The following is a 19,435-nucleotide window of genomic DNA, read 5'->3' on the forward strand; positions in this document are numbered from 1 at the left end:
CTCCCGTTCCGAATTGTCTGTAATATTCATTGTAGTTTTCAAAATTAATATAAACAATATATAATTTAGATAAAATCCATCTCATTTTGCGATCAATCAAAAGGAGGGAGAAAAATGGAGCTGCGGCAACTGCAATATTTCGTGGAAGTCGCCCGGCGCGAACACGTCTCCGAAGCCGCCGATGCCCTCCATGTCGCGCAGTCGGCGATCAGCCGGCAAATCGCAAACTTAGAAGCGGAGCTTGGCGTGCATCTTTTTGAACGGGAAGGGCGGAACGTGAAGCTCACCCCGATCGGCCGCCATTTTTTGCCGCACGCCGAAGCGGTGTTGAAGGCGGTCGATGATGCAAAGCAACAAATCGAAGAATATTTAGACCCGGAGCGCGGGACGATTAAAATCGGGTTTCCGACAAGCCTGGCAAGCCACATGATGCCCATGGTCATCTCCGCCTTTAAAGCGGAACACCCAAACGTCTCGTTCCATCTCCGCCAAGGGTCGTACTATTATTTAATCGAAGCGGTGAAAAAACGGGAAATTGACTTGGCCTTTCTTGGACCAATTCCCGCACGCGAAATCGGCATCAAAGGGGAAATTTTATTTTCTGAACCGTTTGCGGCCCTCCTGCCGAACAGCCATCCGCTCGCTCGCCGCGACCGGATCGTGTTAAACGAACTGCGCCACGACCCGTTTGTTACGTTTCCAAAGGGATACATTTTGCATCAAATCGTCATTGACGCTTGCCACCAAGCCGGATTTTCGCCTAACATCTCATCGGAAGGCGAAGATCTCGATGCCATTAAAGGGCTTGTCTCCGCCGGCATCGGCGTGACCCTCTTGCCGGAGAGCGCCCTGTCGGAAAGCTTGCTTCGCTACGCCGCCAAAGTGCCGATTGAAATGCCGCAAGTGAAGCGAAATGTCGGCATCATCGTCTCCGACCATCACGAGCTCGCCCCGTCGGTGAAAGTGTTTTACCGGTTTGTGAAAGACTTTTTCTCCGAGCTGGAGCGGTATCAATTGCGCGGATAAAAAAAGACGCAGGCGCTGCTTCCTGCGTCTTTCTCTTATTCTTCTGCACGCCTGCCTCCCCCGTCCCCTTCACTCTTTTTCGTTTAGAAGACTGGTGATTTAATGAAAAAATCAGCTCAACAATATCCCTTCTCAAGTTAAAAAACCTTGTAAAAATGGCTCTTCTTTCCCAACAAAAATCACCCATTTGACGAAAATGATCGTTTTTCACCGGCCTTTTAGGAAGTGTTCGTGTCAAGGACAAAACAAGAAGGAATGTGGAAGCATCGGGCTTTTGGCGTTGCTTCAAGCAGACCGCGTCCCGAACGTCATCCTAACCGCACCACCATCCGGCCGCGCAGTTCGCCACGCAAAATGCGCTTAAGCGCTTGCGGCAATTCAGCGAGCGAAATCTCTTGAGCAATCCGCTCCAAATCCGGCTTTAAGTCGCCAGCGAGCCGTTCCCAAATGCGCAAACGCAAATCCATTGGACAATAGACGGAATCAATGCCAAGCAAACTGACGCCGCGCAAAATAAACGGATGGACCGTCGTCGGCACTTCCGCCCCTCCGGTCAGTCCGCTCACCGCCACGGCTCCGCCGTAGCGGATGCGGCTTAACACCGTGGCCAGCGTCCGGCCGCCGACCGGATCGACTGCCGCTGCCCAGCGCTGCTTATCAAGCGGACGAATGCGCTCAGCCGTGACGTCCTCTCGCGTCAACACTTCTTTCGCCCCTAAAACGCGCAAATAATCGTGCTCCGCCGCTTTGCCTGTGCTCGCTTCCACCGTGTAGCCGCGCTTCGCGAGCATCGACACGGCCAGACTCCCGACGCCGCCCGTCGCCCCCGTGACAAGCACCGGCCCGCGTTCCGGCGTCAGCCCGTGCTCCTCAAGACGGTGGATGGACAGCGCCGCCGTGAACCCAGCCGTCCCGATCGCCATCGCTTCTTTCAACGTCAACCCTTTCGGCAGCGGCACGAGCCATTCGCCGTGCAGGCGAGCATATTCACTGTAGCCTCCGAAATGTGTCACGCCGATTTCATAGCCGGTCGCAATCACCTCATTTCCTTCGCGAAAACGCGGATGTTGCGACGAAACAACCACCCCGGCCAAATCAATTCCCGGCACAAACGGATACGTTTTCACAATTTTGCCGTCCGGAATGGACGCCAATCCGTCTTTGTAGTTGACGCTCGAATAATGGACACGGACAAGGACATCGCCTTCCGGCAAATCATCCATGGAAATCGTCTGCACACCGGCGGTAAATTCTGTTTCGGTTTTGTTGACAACGAACGCTTGAAATGCGGACATCATTCTCTCCCTTTCCCCATACATTCTTCACTCATGTCATTCGACAAACAAACGCCGGATTCCTTTTTTATCATCCTGAACCAAGAAGACCCTCACTCCCACTTGTGAGCGTAAGCGGGTGATGAATAAACGTCTAATGAAAGTCCTCCCTACACTTCCTTGATTTCTTTTGCTAAACTGTAAACAAACGTATTCTTAAAATGAAAGAGGGTGAAACAATGGGCAATATCCCTGACTCGAACAAAATTTACACTTACGCTGACTGGAAAACATGGGAAGGTCGCTGGGAACTTATAAATGGAAAAGCATATAATATGACACCTGCTCCATCTTCGGAACATCAATTTGCAGTCGGAGAATTGTATTTTGCTTTGCGCCATTTTTTTCAAAACAAACATTGTTATGTTTTTATGGCGCCGTTTGATGTATTCCTTAGCAAAAATGAAACGTATGAAACCCCTGATGACATTGTCCAACCCGATATTGCAGTTATTTGCAATAAAAGACAGATTGTCCAAAAAGGATGTTACGGGGCACCTACACTGGTTGTTGAAGTCTTGTCACCTTCAACCGCTTTAAAAGACTACAACGAAAAATTTTATACTTACCAACACTATGGAATTGCGGAATATTGGATTGTTGATACTGCTAATAAAATGATTCATGTGTACTATTTGCACGAAGGTACATATCAACGACATGCAACATACGGACAACAAGACACGCTGCATTCCGCACAATTTAAGGACTTAGCTATTCCATTAACGTATGTATTTGAATGGGGTTAAAACGGCTCTTGTTCGGAATGACCATTCAGTGTTCATGATCGATCTTTCGTCAAACACACAGGAATCGATGATCGGGCAGCCTGCCCTAAGGCAGGTGTCTAAGAATCTCCCATCTCGAAGAACAAGCGCATAGGCGGGAGAACGTTCAGCCCTAGCGACAGCCGCCTGCTTCTATGTTTTTCCGAATGTCTGCACGAAGGCAAACAAAACACCAGCCTGTCGACCCAAGCTGGCGTTTGTCCTTCTTCTTATTGAATGGCCGCTAGCGCCCCGGTCAAGACACGCACCACAAACGAAAGTTCATCATCCGTGATGCAAAGCGGCGGCGACAGCGTGAGTACGTTGTTGTATCCGGCGACTGTCGTTCCGTTTTTGCCGATGATGAGGCCGTTTTCTTTGCATCGATGGATCACTTGATTGACAAGCGACACATCAAGAGGCTCTTTCGTCGCCTTGTCAGCAACAAGCTCAATGCCCACAAGCAGCCCTTTGCCGCGCACATCGCCGACATACGGGTGGTCGGCCAAGTTCGTTTTTAGCTCATCAAGCAGCCATTCCCCTGCCTCGCGCGAGCGGTCAAACAGCCGCTCTTCCTCCATAATCTCGATGTTTTTCAGCGCCACCGCACAAGCAGCCGGGTGGCCGCCAAATGTATTGACATGGCGGAAATAGTCGTATTCGCCTGTTCCTTTGAACGCGTCATAAATATCCTTGCGAACAGCGGTGGCCGCCAACGGCAAATACGCGCTCGTAATGCCTTTCGCCATTGTGATGATGTCCGGCTTGACGCCGTAGTGTTGAAATCCGAACGCTTTTCCCGTCCGGCCGAAGCCGCAGATGACTTCATCGACAATAAGCAAAGCCCCGTGTTTTTCACACACTTCTTTGACCGCTTTCATATACCCGTCCGGAGGAATGAGCACACCGCCCCCGGTGATGATCGGCTCCATAATGACGGCCGCAATCGTTTCGCTCAACTCCCACGTCATGACATCATCAATGGCCTTTACCGCCCGCAGTCGACGCGGATCGTCCGCCGCATCCGGGTCGCGGTATACATCCGGCGGCGGCACGTGGATGAAACCTGGGGCGAGCGGCTCGTATTTGTATTTCCGCTGCGCCTGCCCGGTGGCTGAGAGCGCCCCCATCGAGTTGCCGTGGTACGCCCGGTAGCGGGAAATGATTTTGTACCGGTGATGCTCCCCGCGTTGCTGATGGTATTGGCGGGCGATTTTAAACGCCGTTTCGTTTGCTTCCGACCCGCTGTTGGAAAAGAAAATCATATACTCATCGCCTAACAGTTCGTTGAGTTTTTCCCCGAGCTCGATCGCCGGACGATGGCTTTGCGTGAGCGGGAAATACGCCAGCGTCTTCAGCTGCTCATACGCCGCTTCGGCAAGCTCCTCGCGCCCATAGCCGACGTTGACGCACCAGAGCCCGGCCATCGCATCCAAATACTGATGGCCAGCTGCATCCGTCACCCAGCAGCCTTTCGCTTCGGCGGCAATCAGCGTTGCTTGTGGGTTATATGGCTTCATCGAATGCCAGATATATCGGTCATCTTTGTCGAGCCACAGTTGGTGGGTTTGTTCAGTTTTCATCTCACCTCTTGCTCCCTTCCATAATTGAAATCGAGTCATGCTAGAGACATTATCACTCAACTTCTGTCGCTATTCATTAGACAGAGTGTCAAAACGGTGAACACATTTGTTCCACAGTTTGACCACTGCGTTCACTCCCAACCGCGACCGCAGAATATTTTTAAGCGAAAAGCTTTTTCACGAATCCGGCGTCTTGTCCGATCACCCTCAATCGGCCCAACGCTGCGCATTCCGCTGTCCGTATGAAATCCCGCCCGCATCCATCAAGTAGTCGTACGCTTTGATCATCAGCTCAATGGCCAGTCGTTTATCGGCCACCATGAAATCTGGCCCAAGGAAGCTTTCTAACTTCTCTATGCGGTGATACAACGTTTGCCGGACGATAAACAGCCGTTTCGCTGTCTCTTGTTTCGAGCCGTTGCACTGCAAGTACACCTTGAGCGTTTCTAACAGCTTCCCGTTGTACTTCCTGTCGTACTCGATAATCGGCCCTAAATATTGGCAGACCGTTTCGCGCAGATTGCTATATTTATCCAGAACCATGATCATCCGGTACAAATGCAAATCATCGTAAAATGGACTGACCGCTTGATCTTTCAACCGGTTTCGAATTTTCAGCGCCTCCAGCGCGGCTCGATAGCTTTGATTCATGGCAGAAAGAGAGTTGACAAACGTTCCAACGCCCATGGACAAGGAGGAAAGACGCGTCCGTACAAAATCTGACGCCATAATGGATTCAATTCCATCTTCGACCCGCTTTTTCCACGTGGACTCACCCCGCCAATCAAGGGCGATAAACGCCAGTTGCCGGCCTATCTCCACAGAAAACAAGAAAAACCCGCACTGCTCAAATAGCGAACGGCATAAAAGCTTGAAATATGTCGAATCAAAATTTCCTTTTTGATGAGCCCTTTCCACCTTGCAAACCCACACAACTCCCCGATGGCTGTCAAGGGAGGGATGATGATCCAATAAAAAGGAGGAAATCTCTTGGTCTGAGTATTCTCCTTCAAGCCATCCTTTCAGCCACTCGTTTTCTTCCGTGCGCCGTTTCTCCTCGGCATAAAGGTTCCGCAATAAGTGTTGCGCCAAAGCAGTCGCGGTGCGGTCCAAAATGAGAAGGTCAAACTCATTGACATCGCGGCCGTCAGGGAGAAGGGCCAGCTCCGCATACTCGGCGCCGAACAAAGAAATCGGCTTGACGATCGCATCTACGGGCCAGCCGCTGTTCCCCAAATAGATGCTGGCCTCGCGTTTCTGCCTCGGCCGACATGGAATGTACTCCACATCCCCGCCCTGCATTTTAAAAGCCACTTGATGACCTAAACAATCATGCAAACACGTTAAAATCTCCTGATGGTCATGAACGGTCAACAGCTTTTTGTTCAACTCTTGGGAATACGATTCAAGCTGGGAAATCATTTGATACTGTTGGTTGATCAAATGCGTATGGATGTCATGGGTGATTTCAACGAACGGGACTTCTTCAAGAAAAACAATGAGCGGGAAATGGTGCTGGTTAGCCAGCTCAACGGCCTCTTCTGGAATAGAGGAAGTATATGTCCCCAGCTCAATGCATAGTCCAGAGGCATCACACTCAATCAGTTGCCGAAGCAGCGATAAAAACAGCGAAACATCTTCCCGCCATCCGACTCCAGTGGATAAAATCAACTCTTTGCCGCGCAACAAGTTGTTAATTTTCGTCACCTCGACGACATGCACCCATTTGACTGTTCTTGACAATCCTTTTTTTCCGGCGACAACGACCGCGTTTTCAAAATGTTTTCTCCTTAAAACGTCAGCGACCGTAAGAGGAAAGCTGCATTCCATCCTTGCCTCTCCCCCTCTTGCTTTGTCTTTATTATCATAAATATTCGAAACTTTATAACTAAACCCCTTCTATAGCCGAGACGCCTATTGACAAATTGTCCAATGGAACTCTATTTTTAGTTGGCATTTTGTCTAATGTGTAGAGTGGATTTTTCCATATACACTAAAAACAATCATGCAGTCAGATTATTTAATAAATTTAAACTCTTTTCGAGAGGGGAATAGGGATGAATCATTCCGGTCTGCAAAAAGGATTGAAAGAGCGCCATATGGCTATGATTGCCATCGCTGGGGTCATCGGCGCCGGATTGTTTGTCGGAAGCGGGGCTGTCATCCATTCAACAGGGCCGGGAGCTGTGTTTTCGTATGCCTTAGCGGGTGTCTTAGTCGTTCTCGTTATGCGGATGCTCGGGGAGATGGCCGCGGCTCGCCCGACGAGTGGATCATTTGCCGCCTACGCACATGAAGCCATCGGCCCATGGGCAGGATTTACGGTCGGATGGCTTTACTGGTTTTTCTGGGTGATTGTCGTTGCCATTGAAGCCAATGCGGGAGCAACGATCATCCAATATTGGTTTCCTGACGTGCCGTTATGGCTGCTCAGCCTTGTTCTGACCATTTTGATGACACTTACAAATATTTGGTCAGTAAAATCCTACGGGGAGTTTGAATATTGGTTCGCCTTCATCAAAGTAGCGAGCATCGTTCTTTTTCTCATTATTGGCTTAGCGTTCATTTTCGGCCTTGCCCCGGGCAGCGATCCGGTCGGCTTGAAAAATTTGACCGGCCATGGCGGATTGATGCCGCATGGGATCGGTTCCATCCTTGTCGGCATTGTCATCGTCATTTTCTCGTTCTTCGGGACGGAAATCGTGACGATTGCCGCCGGAGAATCAGCCGAACCGCAAGAAGCCGTGTCGAAGGCCACTAAATCGGTCACATGGCGGATTTTAGTGTTTTACATCGGCTCCATCGCCGTTGTCGTCACATTGCTCCCTTGGAACTCGGCGAGCGTGTTGAAAAGTCCGTTTGTCGCCGTGCTCGAACACGTCGGCGTCCCTGCGGCCGCGCAAATCATGAACTTTATCGTATTGACCGCCGTTTTGTCCTGCCTCAATTCGGGGCTGTACACGACATCGCGCATGCTGTACTCTTTAGCTCAAAAAGGAGAAGCACCGCAACTATTTTTAAAACTAAGTAAAAACGGCGTCCCAGTTCGAGCGGTCATCGCCAGCACGTTGTTCGCCTATATCGCCGTCATCATGAACTATGTCTCTCCGGACAAAGTGTTTCTCTTTCTCGTCAACTCTTCCGGAGCGATCGCACTGCTCGTCTATTTAGCCATTGCCGTCTCGCAGTTGCGCATGCGGCAAAAACTCGAGCGGGAAAACGGCGCCGCCTTAAAAATCAAAATGTGGTTGTTTCCGTACTTGACCTATTTTACGATTCTCGTTTTGCTCGTCATTCTCGCCTCGATGTTGTTCATCCGCTCAATGGTTTCACAGTTGTTGCTGACGTTGCTCATCACTGCCGTCGTCATCGTTTGCTACTTCGTCTTCGCCCGGCGCCGCCTCAATCCAAACTACCAGCCGGCGGCATCCACAACAGCGAAAGATTGATCCCTATCACATGAACGGGCGCCCGTCGACACGGGCGTTCGTTTTGTGTGGAACAGATCTTTTCCGCCCCTCTCGTCCAAATCGCGCCGTCATGTAAAAATGACAACTTTTTAAACTTCCGTCAGCTCCTATTACATTAGCTGCCATTCCGTTGTATACTTGCATTGAGAATAATTTCACAAACTAGGAGGACTAAACATGATCGTCCACGAACTGACGGACATCGAACATCTATTCACTGAACAATTGCAGGAAGGCTACTACGTGATTCGCGAAACATACCAAAACGTACTCGTTGAGCCGGAAGACGGCGACACCATCCGGCAAGTGGACGCCGGAACGGAAGAAGTCGTCACCATCGTATTTGACCCCGGCGACGAGTATTCGCTCATTCGCCTTGACACGTACACCTTCGCCGGCGGCATTCCGTCCTTGGCGGAGCTCAAAGAAACGATTGCTGCGGAGTACGACGTCTTTGTCGACCACAGTTGGGCTGCAGCGTCGTTGTAAAAAGCGCCTGAAACGACGGACACCAAGGACTCGGAACATAGACGCAACGCCTGCTTTATAAAGCGCTTTTCATCAGCCGAATCGGGAAACAGCCCGTCCGCCTAGCGAGCGGGCTGTTTTGATTTCTTTTCGAGCCGAAATGCGCGAAAGCCAATATCAAGCTTCGTGTTCCCGCTTTCACGGACGATTTTTTCTCCTGCGCGGCGAATGCGCTCGCGGCCGATGTCACAAATCGTCCGAAACCCCGCCCGATACGCCGCTGACGTTTCCGCAAGCGGCTCGGGAAGCTGCACCATGAGAAACGACCGCCGACCGCCGTCTTCAGCGTTTTGCTGCATTACCGCATGGGCCGTTGTCGCCGAGCCGGAAAAAAAGTCGAGGATGAGGTCGTCATCTCTCGTAGTCAGCGCCACCATGCGCTGAATGAGCTTCACCGGCTTCGGGTAATCCATCACCGCCAGCCCGCCGAACAGCTCCTTCAGCTCCTTTTTCGCCTCCTGCGAATGGGACACCTCGTCATGCGTCCAAATCGTAAGCGGCGTCACCGTCGACTTCACTTCGCTTAAAAACCGCTTCAGGCGCGGCACCCCGTTTCCGTCTTTGCCAAACCAAATGCGGTTATCCGCCGCCAGCTCGGCGAAGCGCTCCTTCGTCACCCGCCAGCAATACCCGTTCGGCGGGGAAACGACCCGGCCACCCGGGGTCACGATGTCATAAATTTTTTCCGGAATCGGCGGACCGACCGACAAATCTCCTGACGTCCACGGCCCGCGCGGGTCGTTGTCCGGATTGGCATACCGCCCGTCCGCTTCCGGATGGCGCGGCAAGCCGTACCAAGCTAAACGGTCGATATTTTTCGCGTAACAGAGGATGAAGTCATGGTTGCGCGAGGCAAACTTGTTCATGTTCACAGGGGAAAACGCCCGCTGCCAAATGAACGTGGCGATAAAATTCCGCTCGCCAAAAATTTCATCGCACATTTTTTTCAAATTCGCCTGCTCTGTATCATCAATAGAAATAAACATCGCCCCTGTCTCCGCCAACAGCGTTCTCGCCACCCAAAGGCGCGGGTACATCATATTCAGCCAGCCGGCATGGCCGCACGCTTCTTCCTGGATCCCGCTAGAAACAACGGCTTTCCCCTTGCGCCAATTGTCTTTATACGTGAGCACTTTTCCTGTATTGTACGGCGGGTCGATGTAAATCATTTGGATAGCCCCTGCATGCGACGTCCGCAGCAGTTTTAATACTTCTAAATTGTCCCCTTCAATATACCAATTGTTTGTTGTCTCCCACTGCTTGCTCGCTGCCTGATCCGGCCGCAATACTCCGGACGCAGGCGTTTCAGCGAGCCGCCTCGCCTCTGCCTTCCCCGGCCACATGAACTCATATGCTTCCTGCCGTTTGTGACCGCCAAACACCCTCTTCAGCCACTCCCAATCGATGCCCCCATCCACAACCGCTTCCGGAAAGAGCTTTTTGATCACCTCAAGCCTTGCATCCGACACCGATCTTCTCCCGCCGGCATTTGCCATGGCACGCCCCCTCTCTTGTCGCGTATTCCTAGCACAGTGCTTCTTATCGACAAATCTTATTTCCATTATTTCTCCATGGCTCGGCGGTTTCCTTCCTTAAATTTCTTATCAACTATTCACCGTTCGCACATCAATACCCATTCCGTCCAAAAAAATCGCCATGCCCTCCCTCCTCCGGCACAGAAAACAAAACGAGCCAACAAACGGAGAAGGCGGCATGGCGGATGGCGACTGTTTATGCGGTTTTTGAGCAAGAAAATGGGGATTCTCGGATGCATCAAAGAATTTCTCAAGTTGAACAGCGCCTTGATTCATCCTTTTTTCCTGTCAAACTCAGCAGCTTCATAGAGTGTCCATGTTTTCCATCTTCGGACGACTGACCCGGTACATTTGCAGCGCGGCGCCGTCGACCGTAAACGTTTGGGCTTCCCCGTGCCGTAAAGCGTACTGCTCAAGCCCAAGCATAAAGTTGACTCCTTCGCGGTATTCCTCGTTGCTGATCACCTGAAGCGACGGCGACATGAGTTGGCGCGAGAGGAAGAGGATCGCCTTTTTCCGCGCCCGCGTGAGCGAAACGTTGAGGCGGTTCAAACTGTAGATGAACTCCCCTTCCGTCATGGCCAGTTCCGGATCGGCGACGCCGTAGCTGATAATCACGGCTTCCGCTTCCTGTCCTTGCATTTTATCGACCGTATCGACGAAAAACGGCGGGCGCAGCCCCTCGCGTTCAAGCGCGCGGCGAATGGCGCGGTTTTGCGCCCGATGCGGCGCGATGATAAACAGCCCGCGGCGCCAAAATGCTTGATCGCCGTCTTGTGTGGCGGCATACCGGTTTCCGCCGCCATCAAGGAGCCGCTCCCGAAGCGCTTTTGTGATGCCCGCCACCCAGCGCGCTTCCGTCTCGTTTTCTTGCGTGCCGTGCACGCCGTCGTAAACGAAGACGATAAGCGGATAGTCGGGATCAAGCGCCGCTTCGATCCACTCATCGGCTCGCGGCGCGGGGGCGAGCGCCAACGTTTGCTCGGCAATTTGGCGGGTGAACGCCGTGTACTGAGGGCCGTAGATCCGCTCGGCCGGGTAGCGGCAAAGCGCCTCATTCATGCGGAAATTGTCCGTCAGTTGGCGGGTATACCGCTTCTCCACATCCGCGTCAAACAGCAGGCGGAAAATCGAGTCAAACAGGTGCGGCTCCCCTTCCGCGGCCGCATACGCCCCTTGAATGATTGGCGGCAGCTGGAAATGGTCGCCGACGATAAGCAGCCTGCCTGCTTTTTTGACATGGCGCAACGCCAACAGTGAATCGGCCACGCGGATTTGCGACGCCTCATCCAGAATGACGACGTCAAACTCTTCTAGATAGCCCTTTTCATACGCCCTTTGAATGCCGTACAGCGTGGCGCCAAGCACCCGATGCCCGCCGTTGCCCAGCCATCGGGGAAGGTCACGGTCCGCCACCTCGGCGATTCCTTTGGCGTTTTCCGTCTGAATCTCACCAAGTTTCGCGATATGGACGCTGCGCCGCGGCGCAAGCTCCTGAATTTTGCGCAGAACGTTTTCGATCGCCGCATGGGTGAAACCCGAAACAAGAATGGCAAGCCTTCGCCCCCGTTTTTCATACATTTCCATCAGCAACCGAAGAGCAACGGCAATAAAATGCGTTTTCCCGGTGCCAGGCGGCCCCCAGACGAGCGTCAACGTATGGCGGAGAAAGTGGAGAAACGCCTGACGCTGGCTTTTTGTCAACCCGCTTCGGCGGAGAAGCGCCTTGACTTCCTCTGCATCCCAGTTGGGACGAAACGTTTTCCGATAGCGAATCGGATCGCGAATCAAGTCCAAGATGCGATGATTGTCCTCGTCCAACTGTTGCAACGCCTGCAAGACGCGCTGGGTGGTAAAATCGGCATGCCGGATCGACAGCCAATACTCCTCTCCTTCCACAAGCGGGAACCGATCGAACCATTTGGGCAACTCGAGCTTGAGTTCAGCTGTCTTGCCATCATCTTCGATGGCGCGAATGCGGACAAAATAGACATTGGCCCATTGGGGTGGCTTCCATTCACTGGCGTACTTGTGATCAGGAAACGTCTGTTGCGCCTTTTCCCCTTCCTCATTGCACTCGGTGAGCAGCCAGCTCGCCTTTTGATCGATCGTTTCAAGCGCCTGGCGGTTGTTCAATCGGAACCGATCGCCGCCAAGGTACGTGACATGAAGCGTCACTCCGTTCTCAAGCCGCTCCGAAAGCGGGAGCAGGCGGCTTTGGCGAATATCCAAGTAGTTTAATAGCGCCTCGTAGCGCGTCATAAACGCCAACTTGGACACAAGCGGATCACGGTAATCAGCCGAATGAGGAAACGCAAATTTTTCCGGCCAGATCATAAGCGGTGAAGGATGGACGCTCTCGGCCCACGCACGGATGCCTTGAATGATGCTGTGAGCGGCCCAAAGGCGGCGGCTCAGCTCCTTCTCGACCGCTTGTCGTTTTTCCATGTCCCCTGTTTGCCAGGCATCATGCAGCACATCCAGTTTCATGGCGTTTGTCAAGCGGAACGAAAAGCGCTCGCTCGCCGAGTACAGAAACGGCGAATCATGGTAGGCCGCAATATACCGCGACAAGTCTTCAAGACGGTACGCAACATGCGTCGGCAAGGCGAACAGCTGGCTCACGGCCGTTGTCAGAACAACGACAGGAAGCGGAACGATTTCATCTGGATGATCGCTGGCGCTCGCTAACACGCTGCTATGAAAATACGACAGCAGCCGAACGGCTTTTTCGTTATATTCTGGATCCAACAAAAGCTCTTGAAGCAGCTGCTGCACATTGTCCCATTCATAGTTGTCGGCGACATACGCCTGCACGGACTTTTGCGCCCGCCACTCTCGCGCTCGGTTGTAATCGTGCACCGTCTGAAGCAGGCGGTCCAGCGCATCGGCAAACTTTCGGCCGACCGCGTCGCATTCCTCAAACGAACCGGCGATAACATGATGCATTTCCGACCCTGTTCCAAACACATCTGTTCCACCAACACGGTACAACGATGCCGCCGCGATCTTGCCCGTCAACGGATCGCGTTGCGCGGTGAGAATCAGACGGATGTCTTCCCATATCGGCATATGCGTCACCGCCCGGTCATACGGAACGACTTTTTCCTCCGCAATCGCCTCAAGCTGCGCTTCAAGCCGCCGAAGTTGGCGCGCCAATCCAGCGTTTTGTTTCAGGACGTGTCTCGTTTCTTTACGCCCAAGAAGTTGGCGAAACTCGTCGATCGTCTCAGGCAGTTGCCGCTCGCGAATAAAGCGGGACGCATGGCTCGATAAGTACGGAACGAGGGAAATATGCGACTGTTCCCGCGCTTTGTCTAAACAATAATCGTAAAACGGGCACCATTCGCAACGGTAATCCAAGTACCAAAACAGCTCATCAAGTTGCTTTTCGGCCAGTGCCGGCAGTTCGTCGGTCAAAAACGGTTCAAGAAACGGAAGCAACTGACTGATATCGGCTGCTTGCGGCTGCTCGGTTTTGTACGTCCATATCCCCGCTTCGCGCAAATCCACATTGCCCCTAATGCCGTACTCCTCTAAAACGGAAGACAAAATCAAGGCGTACAACGCCGTTTGCACGCGGTGGGAAATCTTTAACACATCTGATGATTTGATGTCGATGATGCGGAACACAAAGCCGTTTTGCCCCGGAATGCACTCAATCAAATCCGGACGGCACGCCGCAAATCGGATCACTTTCAGATCCAACCCGTACCGTTCGTAAAAGCGCGGCGGCGCGATCAATGTCGGCTGGTATAAATAGCGCTTGCTCGGCCTTTTAAGTTCTTCGATCGTCTCTTCCCCATCCAAATAACAATGAGAAAGCGGCGCACCAAGCCTCCGCTCTCCCATCTTCACCTGGCCGGCCAAATAGGTCGTAATCACTTCCTCTTCCCACTCAACCCCTCGACGCAGCACGCCCTGATGCACCGCGGGCCGCTCAAACAGCTCTTCCGGCACATCGAGCTCGCCGCGTCGTTCTTTCGCCAACGACTGAAAATAAAAATTCCGCTCGCACTCATGATAAAAATAGCTTGCGATTTTGGCAGGAGAAACGTAAAGCATACATCGATCCCTTTCTAAAACGTACTGGCCGATGCCCGCACTGAGATTTGTCAGTTTGTTTATCCATTGTATCATATGTTTGTACACTTTCCTATATACACCATTCTTGCTTGTCTAACAAGAACATATGTGCTATAATGAAGAAAATTAAGATGAAAGAGGGGCCAACATGAGCGAAGAGATCCTCTTGCAACTGTTCGACCGGCTCGGTCACATCGAAAACACGTTGCATCTCCTCGTCGAAAGCCACAAACGGCTGGAAGCGGAACAACAAGAAATGCGAAAAGAGCAGCAGGAAATCCGAAGAGAACAACAAGAAATGCGAAAAGAGCAGCAGGAAATCCGAAGAGAACAGCAAGAAATACGGAAAGAGCAACAGGAAATCCGAAGAGAACAGCAAGAAATACGGAAAGAGCAACAGGAAATCCGAAGAGAACAGCAAGAAATACGGAAAGAGCAACAGGAAATCCGAAGAGAACAGCAAGAAATGCGGAAAGAGCAACAGGAGATCCGAAGAGAACAACAAGAAATGCGGAAAGAACAAGAAGAATTCCGACGCATCCAGCAAGCTCTCCTTGAAGGCCAAAAGCGGTTGGAAGAAGAACAAGCCCATATCAAAGCCGGCCAAAAAGAGCTGTATGACTTGATGTCTGCCCTGCTTCACCGCCAGGATGAAACCGACGCCGCACTCGACGCCCTCGCGATGGACGTGCACAAACTTCACGGTGAAGTTTCTTCCATCCACCAAAGACTCGACTCCTTAGAGAAAAAAGTCGATTCCCATGCCCAATCATTCAATGAACAGCTGAACAACATCAAACTTGACATCACCTTCCTCTCGAACAAAGTCATCGAACACGAACGGGAAATCTACAAAATTAAGAATATCATTTTATGACGATAAAGCAGGCGGGCCGCCTAAGCCCGCCTGTCCTTTTATTTCAATCCTTCTTCCACCTGTTTGATCATTTCCGACACCGACGTCAATCCGCCGCCTGAGAGATACCAATAATTTGGATCCAAGTAGACAATGTGGCCGTTTTGATATGCTTTCGTCTTTTTCACAAGCGCATTTTCAATCGTTTGCTTCGCTGTCGGCTTTCCTTCTACAACGGCGTCGCGGTCAATGACAAACAAGTAATCCGGGTTTTTCTTGGCAATGTACTCAAATGATACGCTTTGTCCATGAGGATTCGTCACTTTCAAATTCGGGTCTGCGGCTGGCACGCCGAGCACATCATGGATGAGCCCAAAGCGCGAACCTTTGCCGTACGCACTCACTTTCCCACCGGTCATCAAAATGATCAGCGCTTTTTTGTCTGCAGCCTTTGTCTTCACTTCTTCGATTTGTTTTTCAATATTGGCCAGTTCCTCATCTACTTCTTTTTCTTTGCCAAACATTTGCCCGATCAGCTTCATATTGTTTGTAAATGAATCCCAATAATGTTGAGTGTCAATCCCTATATACACGGTTGGGCCAATCTCTTTCAACTTGTCATACAAATTTGCTTGACGACCGGAAATAAAAATGACATCCGGCTTGATTTCGCTCAATTTTTCAAAATCCGGCTCCATCAAGCTGCCGACGTTTTGGTAGTCGCTGCTTTTATATTTCTCCAAGTATTTCGGCACGTTCATCTGCGGCAAAGCTGTCACCTTCACCCCTAGTTTATCAAGGGTGTCTAGCACTCCGAAATCAAAGACAACCACTTTCTCTGGATTTTTCTTGACTTTCGCCTCTCCAAGCTGGTGCTTGATCGTCATTTCCTCGGCTTGTTCCGTTTTCTTCTCGTCATTCTTCCCACTTGCTCCGTTGCTTGTATTCTCCTTATTGCCGCAAGCAGCCAGTACGATGAGAAGCAAAGCAACCACTACCATCAGCCAACGCTGTTTCATTGGCTATACCCCCCTTTGGAAATTCAAATTATATGTTGACGGCTTTCGTATTCACTCGACAAGGGGCGCCCTTTCTTGCCGATGTCAACATGAAAGCCGGCTCAACCATTTTTTGCTTAATTGGAATCTTCTTCATATACTTGACTTTGATCGCGTCTCCCCGTCCCATGTTTGAATCCGAGACGGAGCTCTTCACCAAGCATGCCCATAGGCTTCCACAGCCCGCTTTTTCACTAGTCAAGATGGACGCTTTCTCATGGGAAATTGCTAAAAATACACACAGATGCGCCGATTTTCAATCGTCTGCACGCGCACATCCAAATCATAAATGCCGCGAAGCACTTCATCGCTCATGATCGATGAAACATCCCCTTCACAGACGACCGCTCCATCTTTTAACGCGACCATATAATCGGAGTAACAGGAGGCAAAGTTAATATCGTGCATCACCATCACGATCGTTTTGCCAAGCTCATCGACCAGCTTGCGCAACACTTTCATCATTTGCACGGCGTGTTTCATATCCAAATTGTTCAACGGCTCGTCCAAGAAAATATAATCCGTATCTTGCGCCAACACCATCGCGATATAAGCTCTCTGCCGCTGTCCGCCGCTCAACTCGTCCATATAGCGGTCTTGCAATGGCTCCAGCTCCATATAGCGGATCGCCTCACGCACATAGTCGCGATCTTGGAGCGTCAAGCGGCCGCGCGAATACGGAAAGCGACCGAACGACACCAATTCGTGTACCGTCAAGCGAGCCGCAATGTGGTTGGATTGCTTCAAAATGGAAATTTTTTTCGCCAACTCTTCTGTCCGATAACGAGCAATTTCCTTTCCTTCAATCCAGATTTCCCCGCCATCTTTTGGAATTAAGCGGCTCATCATGGACAAAAGCGTGCTTTTCCCCGCCCCGTTCGGGCCAATGAGCGATGTGAGCTTGCGGCGCGGAACAGATAAAGATACACGGTCAATCACGGTCTTCCCGCCGTATCGCTTCAATACTTGTTTCACCTCTACCATGCTTTTCGCTCCTTTAACAAAAGGTATAGAAAATAGACGCCTCCGACCATGTTGACAATGACAGACAACGTCGTCGAAAAGGTGAACACTCGCTCGACTACCAGCTGGCCGCCAACGAGGGCGATGATGCCGAACAGCGCCGCTCCTGCAAGCAAATAACGATGTTCATACGTTTGAAAAAACGCATACGCCACATTGGCGACTATCAATCCGAAAAACATGATGGGACCAACAAGCGCGGTCGAAACCGACACCAACACCGCCACAATCATCAGAAGCCGTTTGACGACCGTTTCATACGCCACGCCTAAATTGATCGCATGATCTTTGCCGAGCGACAGCACGTCCAACTCGTGAAGATGACGGTATGTATACAATGTCGCAGCCGCAATGAGCAGGCCTGCCGGCCAAAGCAAGTCTGTTTTTATATTGTTGATGCTCGCAAACATTCGATCTTGAATGATGGAAAATTCATTTGGGTCAATCAAATATTGCATGAAAGACGTCAAACTTTGGAAAAACGTACCGAGAATCATCCCAACAAGCAAGATGAAATATAAATTTTGCCCTTCACGGTGAAACAAAAACGAATACAATAAAACTGAAAAACCGATCATCGACCCAGCAGACAAGAGAAAGTGCAAGGTGTTGCCCATCATGGTCAACGTAGTCGAACCGAACAAAAACACCACAGCAGTTTGTACAAGCATATAAACGGAATCAAGCCCAATAATGCTTGGAGTTAAAATACGATTATTGGTCATTGTCTGAAATAAGACGGTCGAAACCGCCCCCGCCCAACCGACAAGCACCATCGCGACAATCTTTTCGCTCCGCGAGCGCAACACATAGTCAAAATCCCCTCGCAAGTGTGCAAACAAAAACAGCACGATCAATCCGAGCGCCAATACCACGAGCACAACCACTTTCATCCGATTAGACATACTGCTTCGTTCTCCTTACGAGCAAATATAAAAAGACACCGCTTCCGATTACTCCAACCGTCAAGCCGATCGGAATTTCGTATGGATAAATGGCGACTCGGCCAAATACATCGCAAATTAGCACAAACAAAGCGCCAAATATGGCTGTCAACGGCAATACTTTGCGCAAATGATCCCCATAATACATCGTGACAATGTTCGGAACGATCAGCCCTAAAAACGGCAGCGTCCCAACCGTCAACACCTCAACAGCAGAAACAACAGCGACAATGAGGAGACCGGTGTAGACAATCGAACGGTAGCGAACCCCTAAGTTCGTCGCCATCTCCTCCCCCATGCCGGCGATCGTAAACCGATTGGCGTATACATAAGCGATTGCCATGAGCGGAACGCTCACATACAGCATTTCATAGCGTCCTTGCATCATAACGGAAAAATCGCCGTGCATCCATGCGGACATCGATTGAATCAAATCATATTTATAAGCCAAAAACGTCGTGACAGAACCGACAATATTGCCAAACATCAAGCCGATGAGCGGAATAAAGATCGAATCTTTGTACTTCACACGATCCAAAACCGTCATAAACAGCAGCGTCCCCGCAAACGCAAACACAACGGCAATAGCCGCCTTCACAAGCGGCCCTGCGGCAGCGAATGCAATCATGGACACCAACAGGCCAAGCCGCGCCCAATCCATCGTTCCCGCCGTCGTCGGCGACACAAATCGGTTTTGGCTCAACTGCTGCATGATCAAGCCGCAAATGCTCACGCTTGACCCGGCGATCAGAATGCTGATGAGCCTCGGCAAGCGACTGATCAAAAACACTTCCCACGCCTCACGGTCGCCGGCAAACAGCTCGCGAGGCGATAAATCATGCACCCCGACAAACAATGATGCCGCAGCCAAAACAACAAGAAGCACCATCCATTTTTTCATGTTTTCTCATCCTGTCTCCCGTTCTATCCCATCATACAAGTCGAATGACGATGCCATGTCCAGACTCAATTGCTTTACAGGCGCAATTATGATATTGATTATCTTTCCCAATTAAAAAGATAAATTCTGCTTGTGTTGAGAAGCAACCAGCACCGCCAAGATAGCTGGCATCTCCTCAATCGCTGTTCTTTTCAAGTCAAGCCATTCTGTCCGCATGCGGCCACCACATCTCACTCCATTCTTTTGAAAACCATGTTCCCGCCCAAACCTCTAAAAAGAGAAGGATTATCATTTTCACATACCATATTTTAATTGATAAAAATT

Annotated in this window: 14 protein-coding genes; 5 read left to right on the forward strand and 9 right to left on the reverse strand. The window is 50.9% G+C overall.

All coding sequences use genetic code 11. From position 1 onward, the window contains the following. Positions 1-114: 114 nt before the first annotated feature. A complete protein-coding gene (locus GC56T3_RS11050; protein WP_013145602.1) occupies positions 115-1,026 on the forward strand; it encodes a LysR family transcriptional regulator in 912 nt (303 codons plus the stop codon). Positions 1,027-1,334: 308 nt separating this feature from the next. Here the strand turns inward: GC56T3_RS11050 and GC56T3_RS11055 are convergent, their stop codons facing one another. Next, a complete protein-coding gene (locus GC56T3_RS11055; protein ID WP_013145603.1) occupies positions 1,335-2,321 on the reverse strand; it encodes an acryloyl-CoA reductase in 987 nt (328 codons plus the stop codon). Between the two features lie 218 nt (positions 2,322-2,539). On the opposite strand from GC56T3_RS11055, the gene GC56T3_RS11060 reads away from it, so the two are divergent. Continuing rightward, on the forward strand, positions 2,540-3,109 hold the full coding sequence (locus GC56T3_RS11060; RefSeq protein ID WP_013145604.1) for a Uma2 family endonuclease: 570 nt from the start codon (positions 2,540-2,542) through the stop codon (positions 3,107-3,109). Positions 3,110-3,357: 248 nt separating this feature from the next. Here GC56T3_RS11060 and GC56T3_RS11065 read toward each other — a convergent pair whose 3' ends face one another. Next, the gene (locus tag GC56T3_RS11065; RefSeq protein WP_013145605.1) at positions 3,358-4,710 is read right to left on the reverse strand and encodes an aspartate aminotransferase family protein; all 1,353 of its coding nucleotides are present in this window, start codon (positions 4,708-4,710) and stop codon (positions 3,358-3,360) included. 207 nt (positions 4,711-4,917) lie between these two features. Then, positions 4,918-6,540: a PucR family transcriptional regulator gene (locus GC56T3_RS11070; protein ID WP_013145606.1), complete on the reverse strand. Its 1,623-nt coding sequence runs from the start codon at positions 6,538-6,540 to the stop codon at positions 4,918-4,920. Between the two features lie 227 nt (positions 6,541-6,767). On the opposite strand from GC56T3_RS11070, the gene gabP reads away from it, so the two are divergent. Both gabP and GC56T3_RS11080 read left to right on the forward strand, forming a co-directional pair. Then, positions 6,768-8,159 (forward strand): GABA permease, encoded by a 1,392-nt coding sequence (gene gabP / locus GC56T3_RS11075; RefSeq protein ID WP_013145607.1) that lies wholly within the window; start codon positions 6,768-6,770, stop codon positions 8,157-8,159. Positions 8,160-8,357: 198 nt separating this feature from the next. Then, positions 8,358-8,669, forward strand: a complete 312-nt coding sequence (locus GC56T3_RS11080) for a hypothetical protein (RefSeq protein ID WP_013145608.1) — start codon at positions 8,358-8,360, stop codon at positions 8,667-8,669. A gap of 101 nt (positions 8,670-8,770) precedes the next feature. On the opposite strand, the gene GC56T3_RS11085 is transcribed toward GC56T3_RS11080, so the two are convergent. Both GC56T3_RS11085 and GC56T3_RS11090 read right to left on the reverse strand, forming a co-directional pair. Beyond that, positions 8,771-10,204, reverse strand: a complete 1,434-nt coding sequence (locus tag GC56T3_RS11085) for a site-specific DNA-methyltransferase (RefSeq protein WP_013145609.1) — start codon at positions 10,202-10,204, stop codon at positions 8,771-8,773. 342 nt (positions 10,205-10,546) lie between these two features. After that, positions 10,547-14,308 (reverse strand): bifunctional RecB family nuclease/DEAD/DEAH box helicase, encoded by a 3,762-nt coding sequence (locus GC56T3_RS11090; protein WP_041468447.1) that lies wholly within the window; start codon positions 14,306-14,308, stop codon positions 10,547-10,549. A 169-nt stretch (positions 14,309-14,477) separates the two neighbouring features. On the opposite strand from GC56T3_RS11090, the gene GC56T3_RS11095 reads away from it, so the two are divergent. Beyond that, positions 14,478-15,206, forward strand: coding sequence for a hypothetical protein (locus tag GC56T3_RS11095; RefSeq protein ID WP_013145611.1), 729 nt, complete (start codon positions 14,478-14,480; stop codon positions 15,204-15,206). Positions 15,207-15,244: 38 nt separating this feature from the next. On the opposite strand, the gene GC56T3_RS11100 is transcribed toward GC56T3_RS11095, so the two are convergent. The 4 genes from GC56T3_RS11100 to GC56T3_RS11115 form a co-directional block, all read right to left on the reverse strand. Continuing rightward, positions 15,245-16,204: a siderophore ABC transporter substrate-binding protein gene (locus GC56T3_RS11100; protein ID WP_013145612.1), complete on the reverse strand. Its 960-nt coding sequence runs from the start codon at positions 16,202-16,204 to the stop codon at positions 15,245-15,247. Between the two features lie 267 nt (positions 16,205-16,471). Continuing rightward, positions 16,472-17,227: an ABC transporter ATP-binding protein gene (locus GC56T3_RS11105; protein ID WP_013145613.1), complete on the reverse strand. Its 756-nt coding sequence runs from the start codon at positions 17,225-17,227 to the stop codon at positions 16,472-16,474. Next, positions 17,221-18,171 carry an iron chelate uptake ABC transporter family permease subunit gene (locus GC56T3_RS11110; RefSeq protein WP_013145614.1) on the reverse strand — a complete coding sequence of 317 codons (951 nt, stop codon included), beginning with the start codon at positions 18,169-18,171 and terminating at the stop codon, positions 17,221-17,223. Before GC56T3_RS11110 ends, GC56T3_RS11105 begins: the two co-directional genes overlap by 7 nt. Further along, positions 18,164-19,111, reverse strand: coding sequence for an ABC transporter permease (locus GC56T3_RS11115; RefSeq protein WP_013145615.1), 948 nt, complete (start codon positions 19,109-19,111; stop codon positions 18,164-18,166). The genes GC56T3_RS11110 and GC56T3_RS11115 overlap by 8 nt, the downstream gene beginning before the upstream one ends. Positions 19,112-19,435 lie beyond the last annotated feature (324 nt).

This window comes from Geobacillus sp. C56-T3, assembly GCF_000092445.1.
GTDB classification, from domain to species: domain Bacteria; phylum Bacillota; class Bacilli; order Bacillales; family Anoxybacillaceae; genus Geobacillus; species Geobacillus thermoleovorans.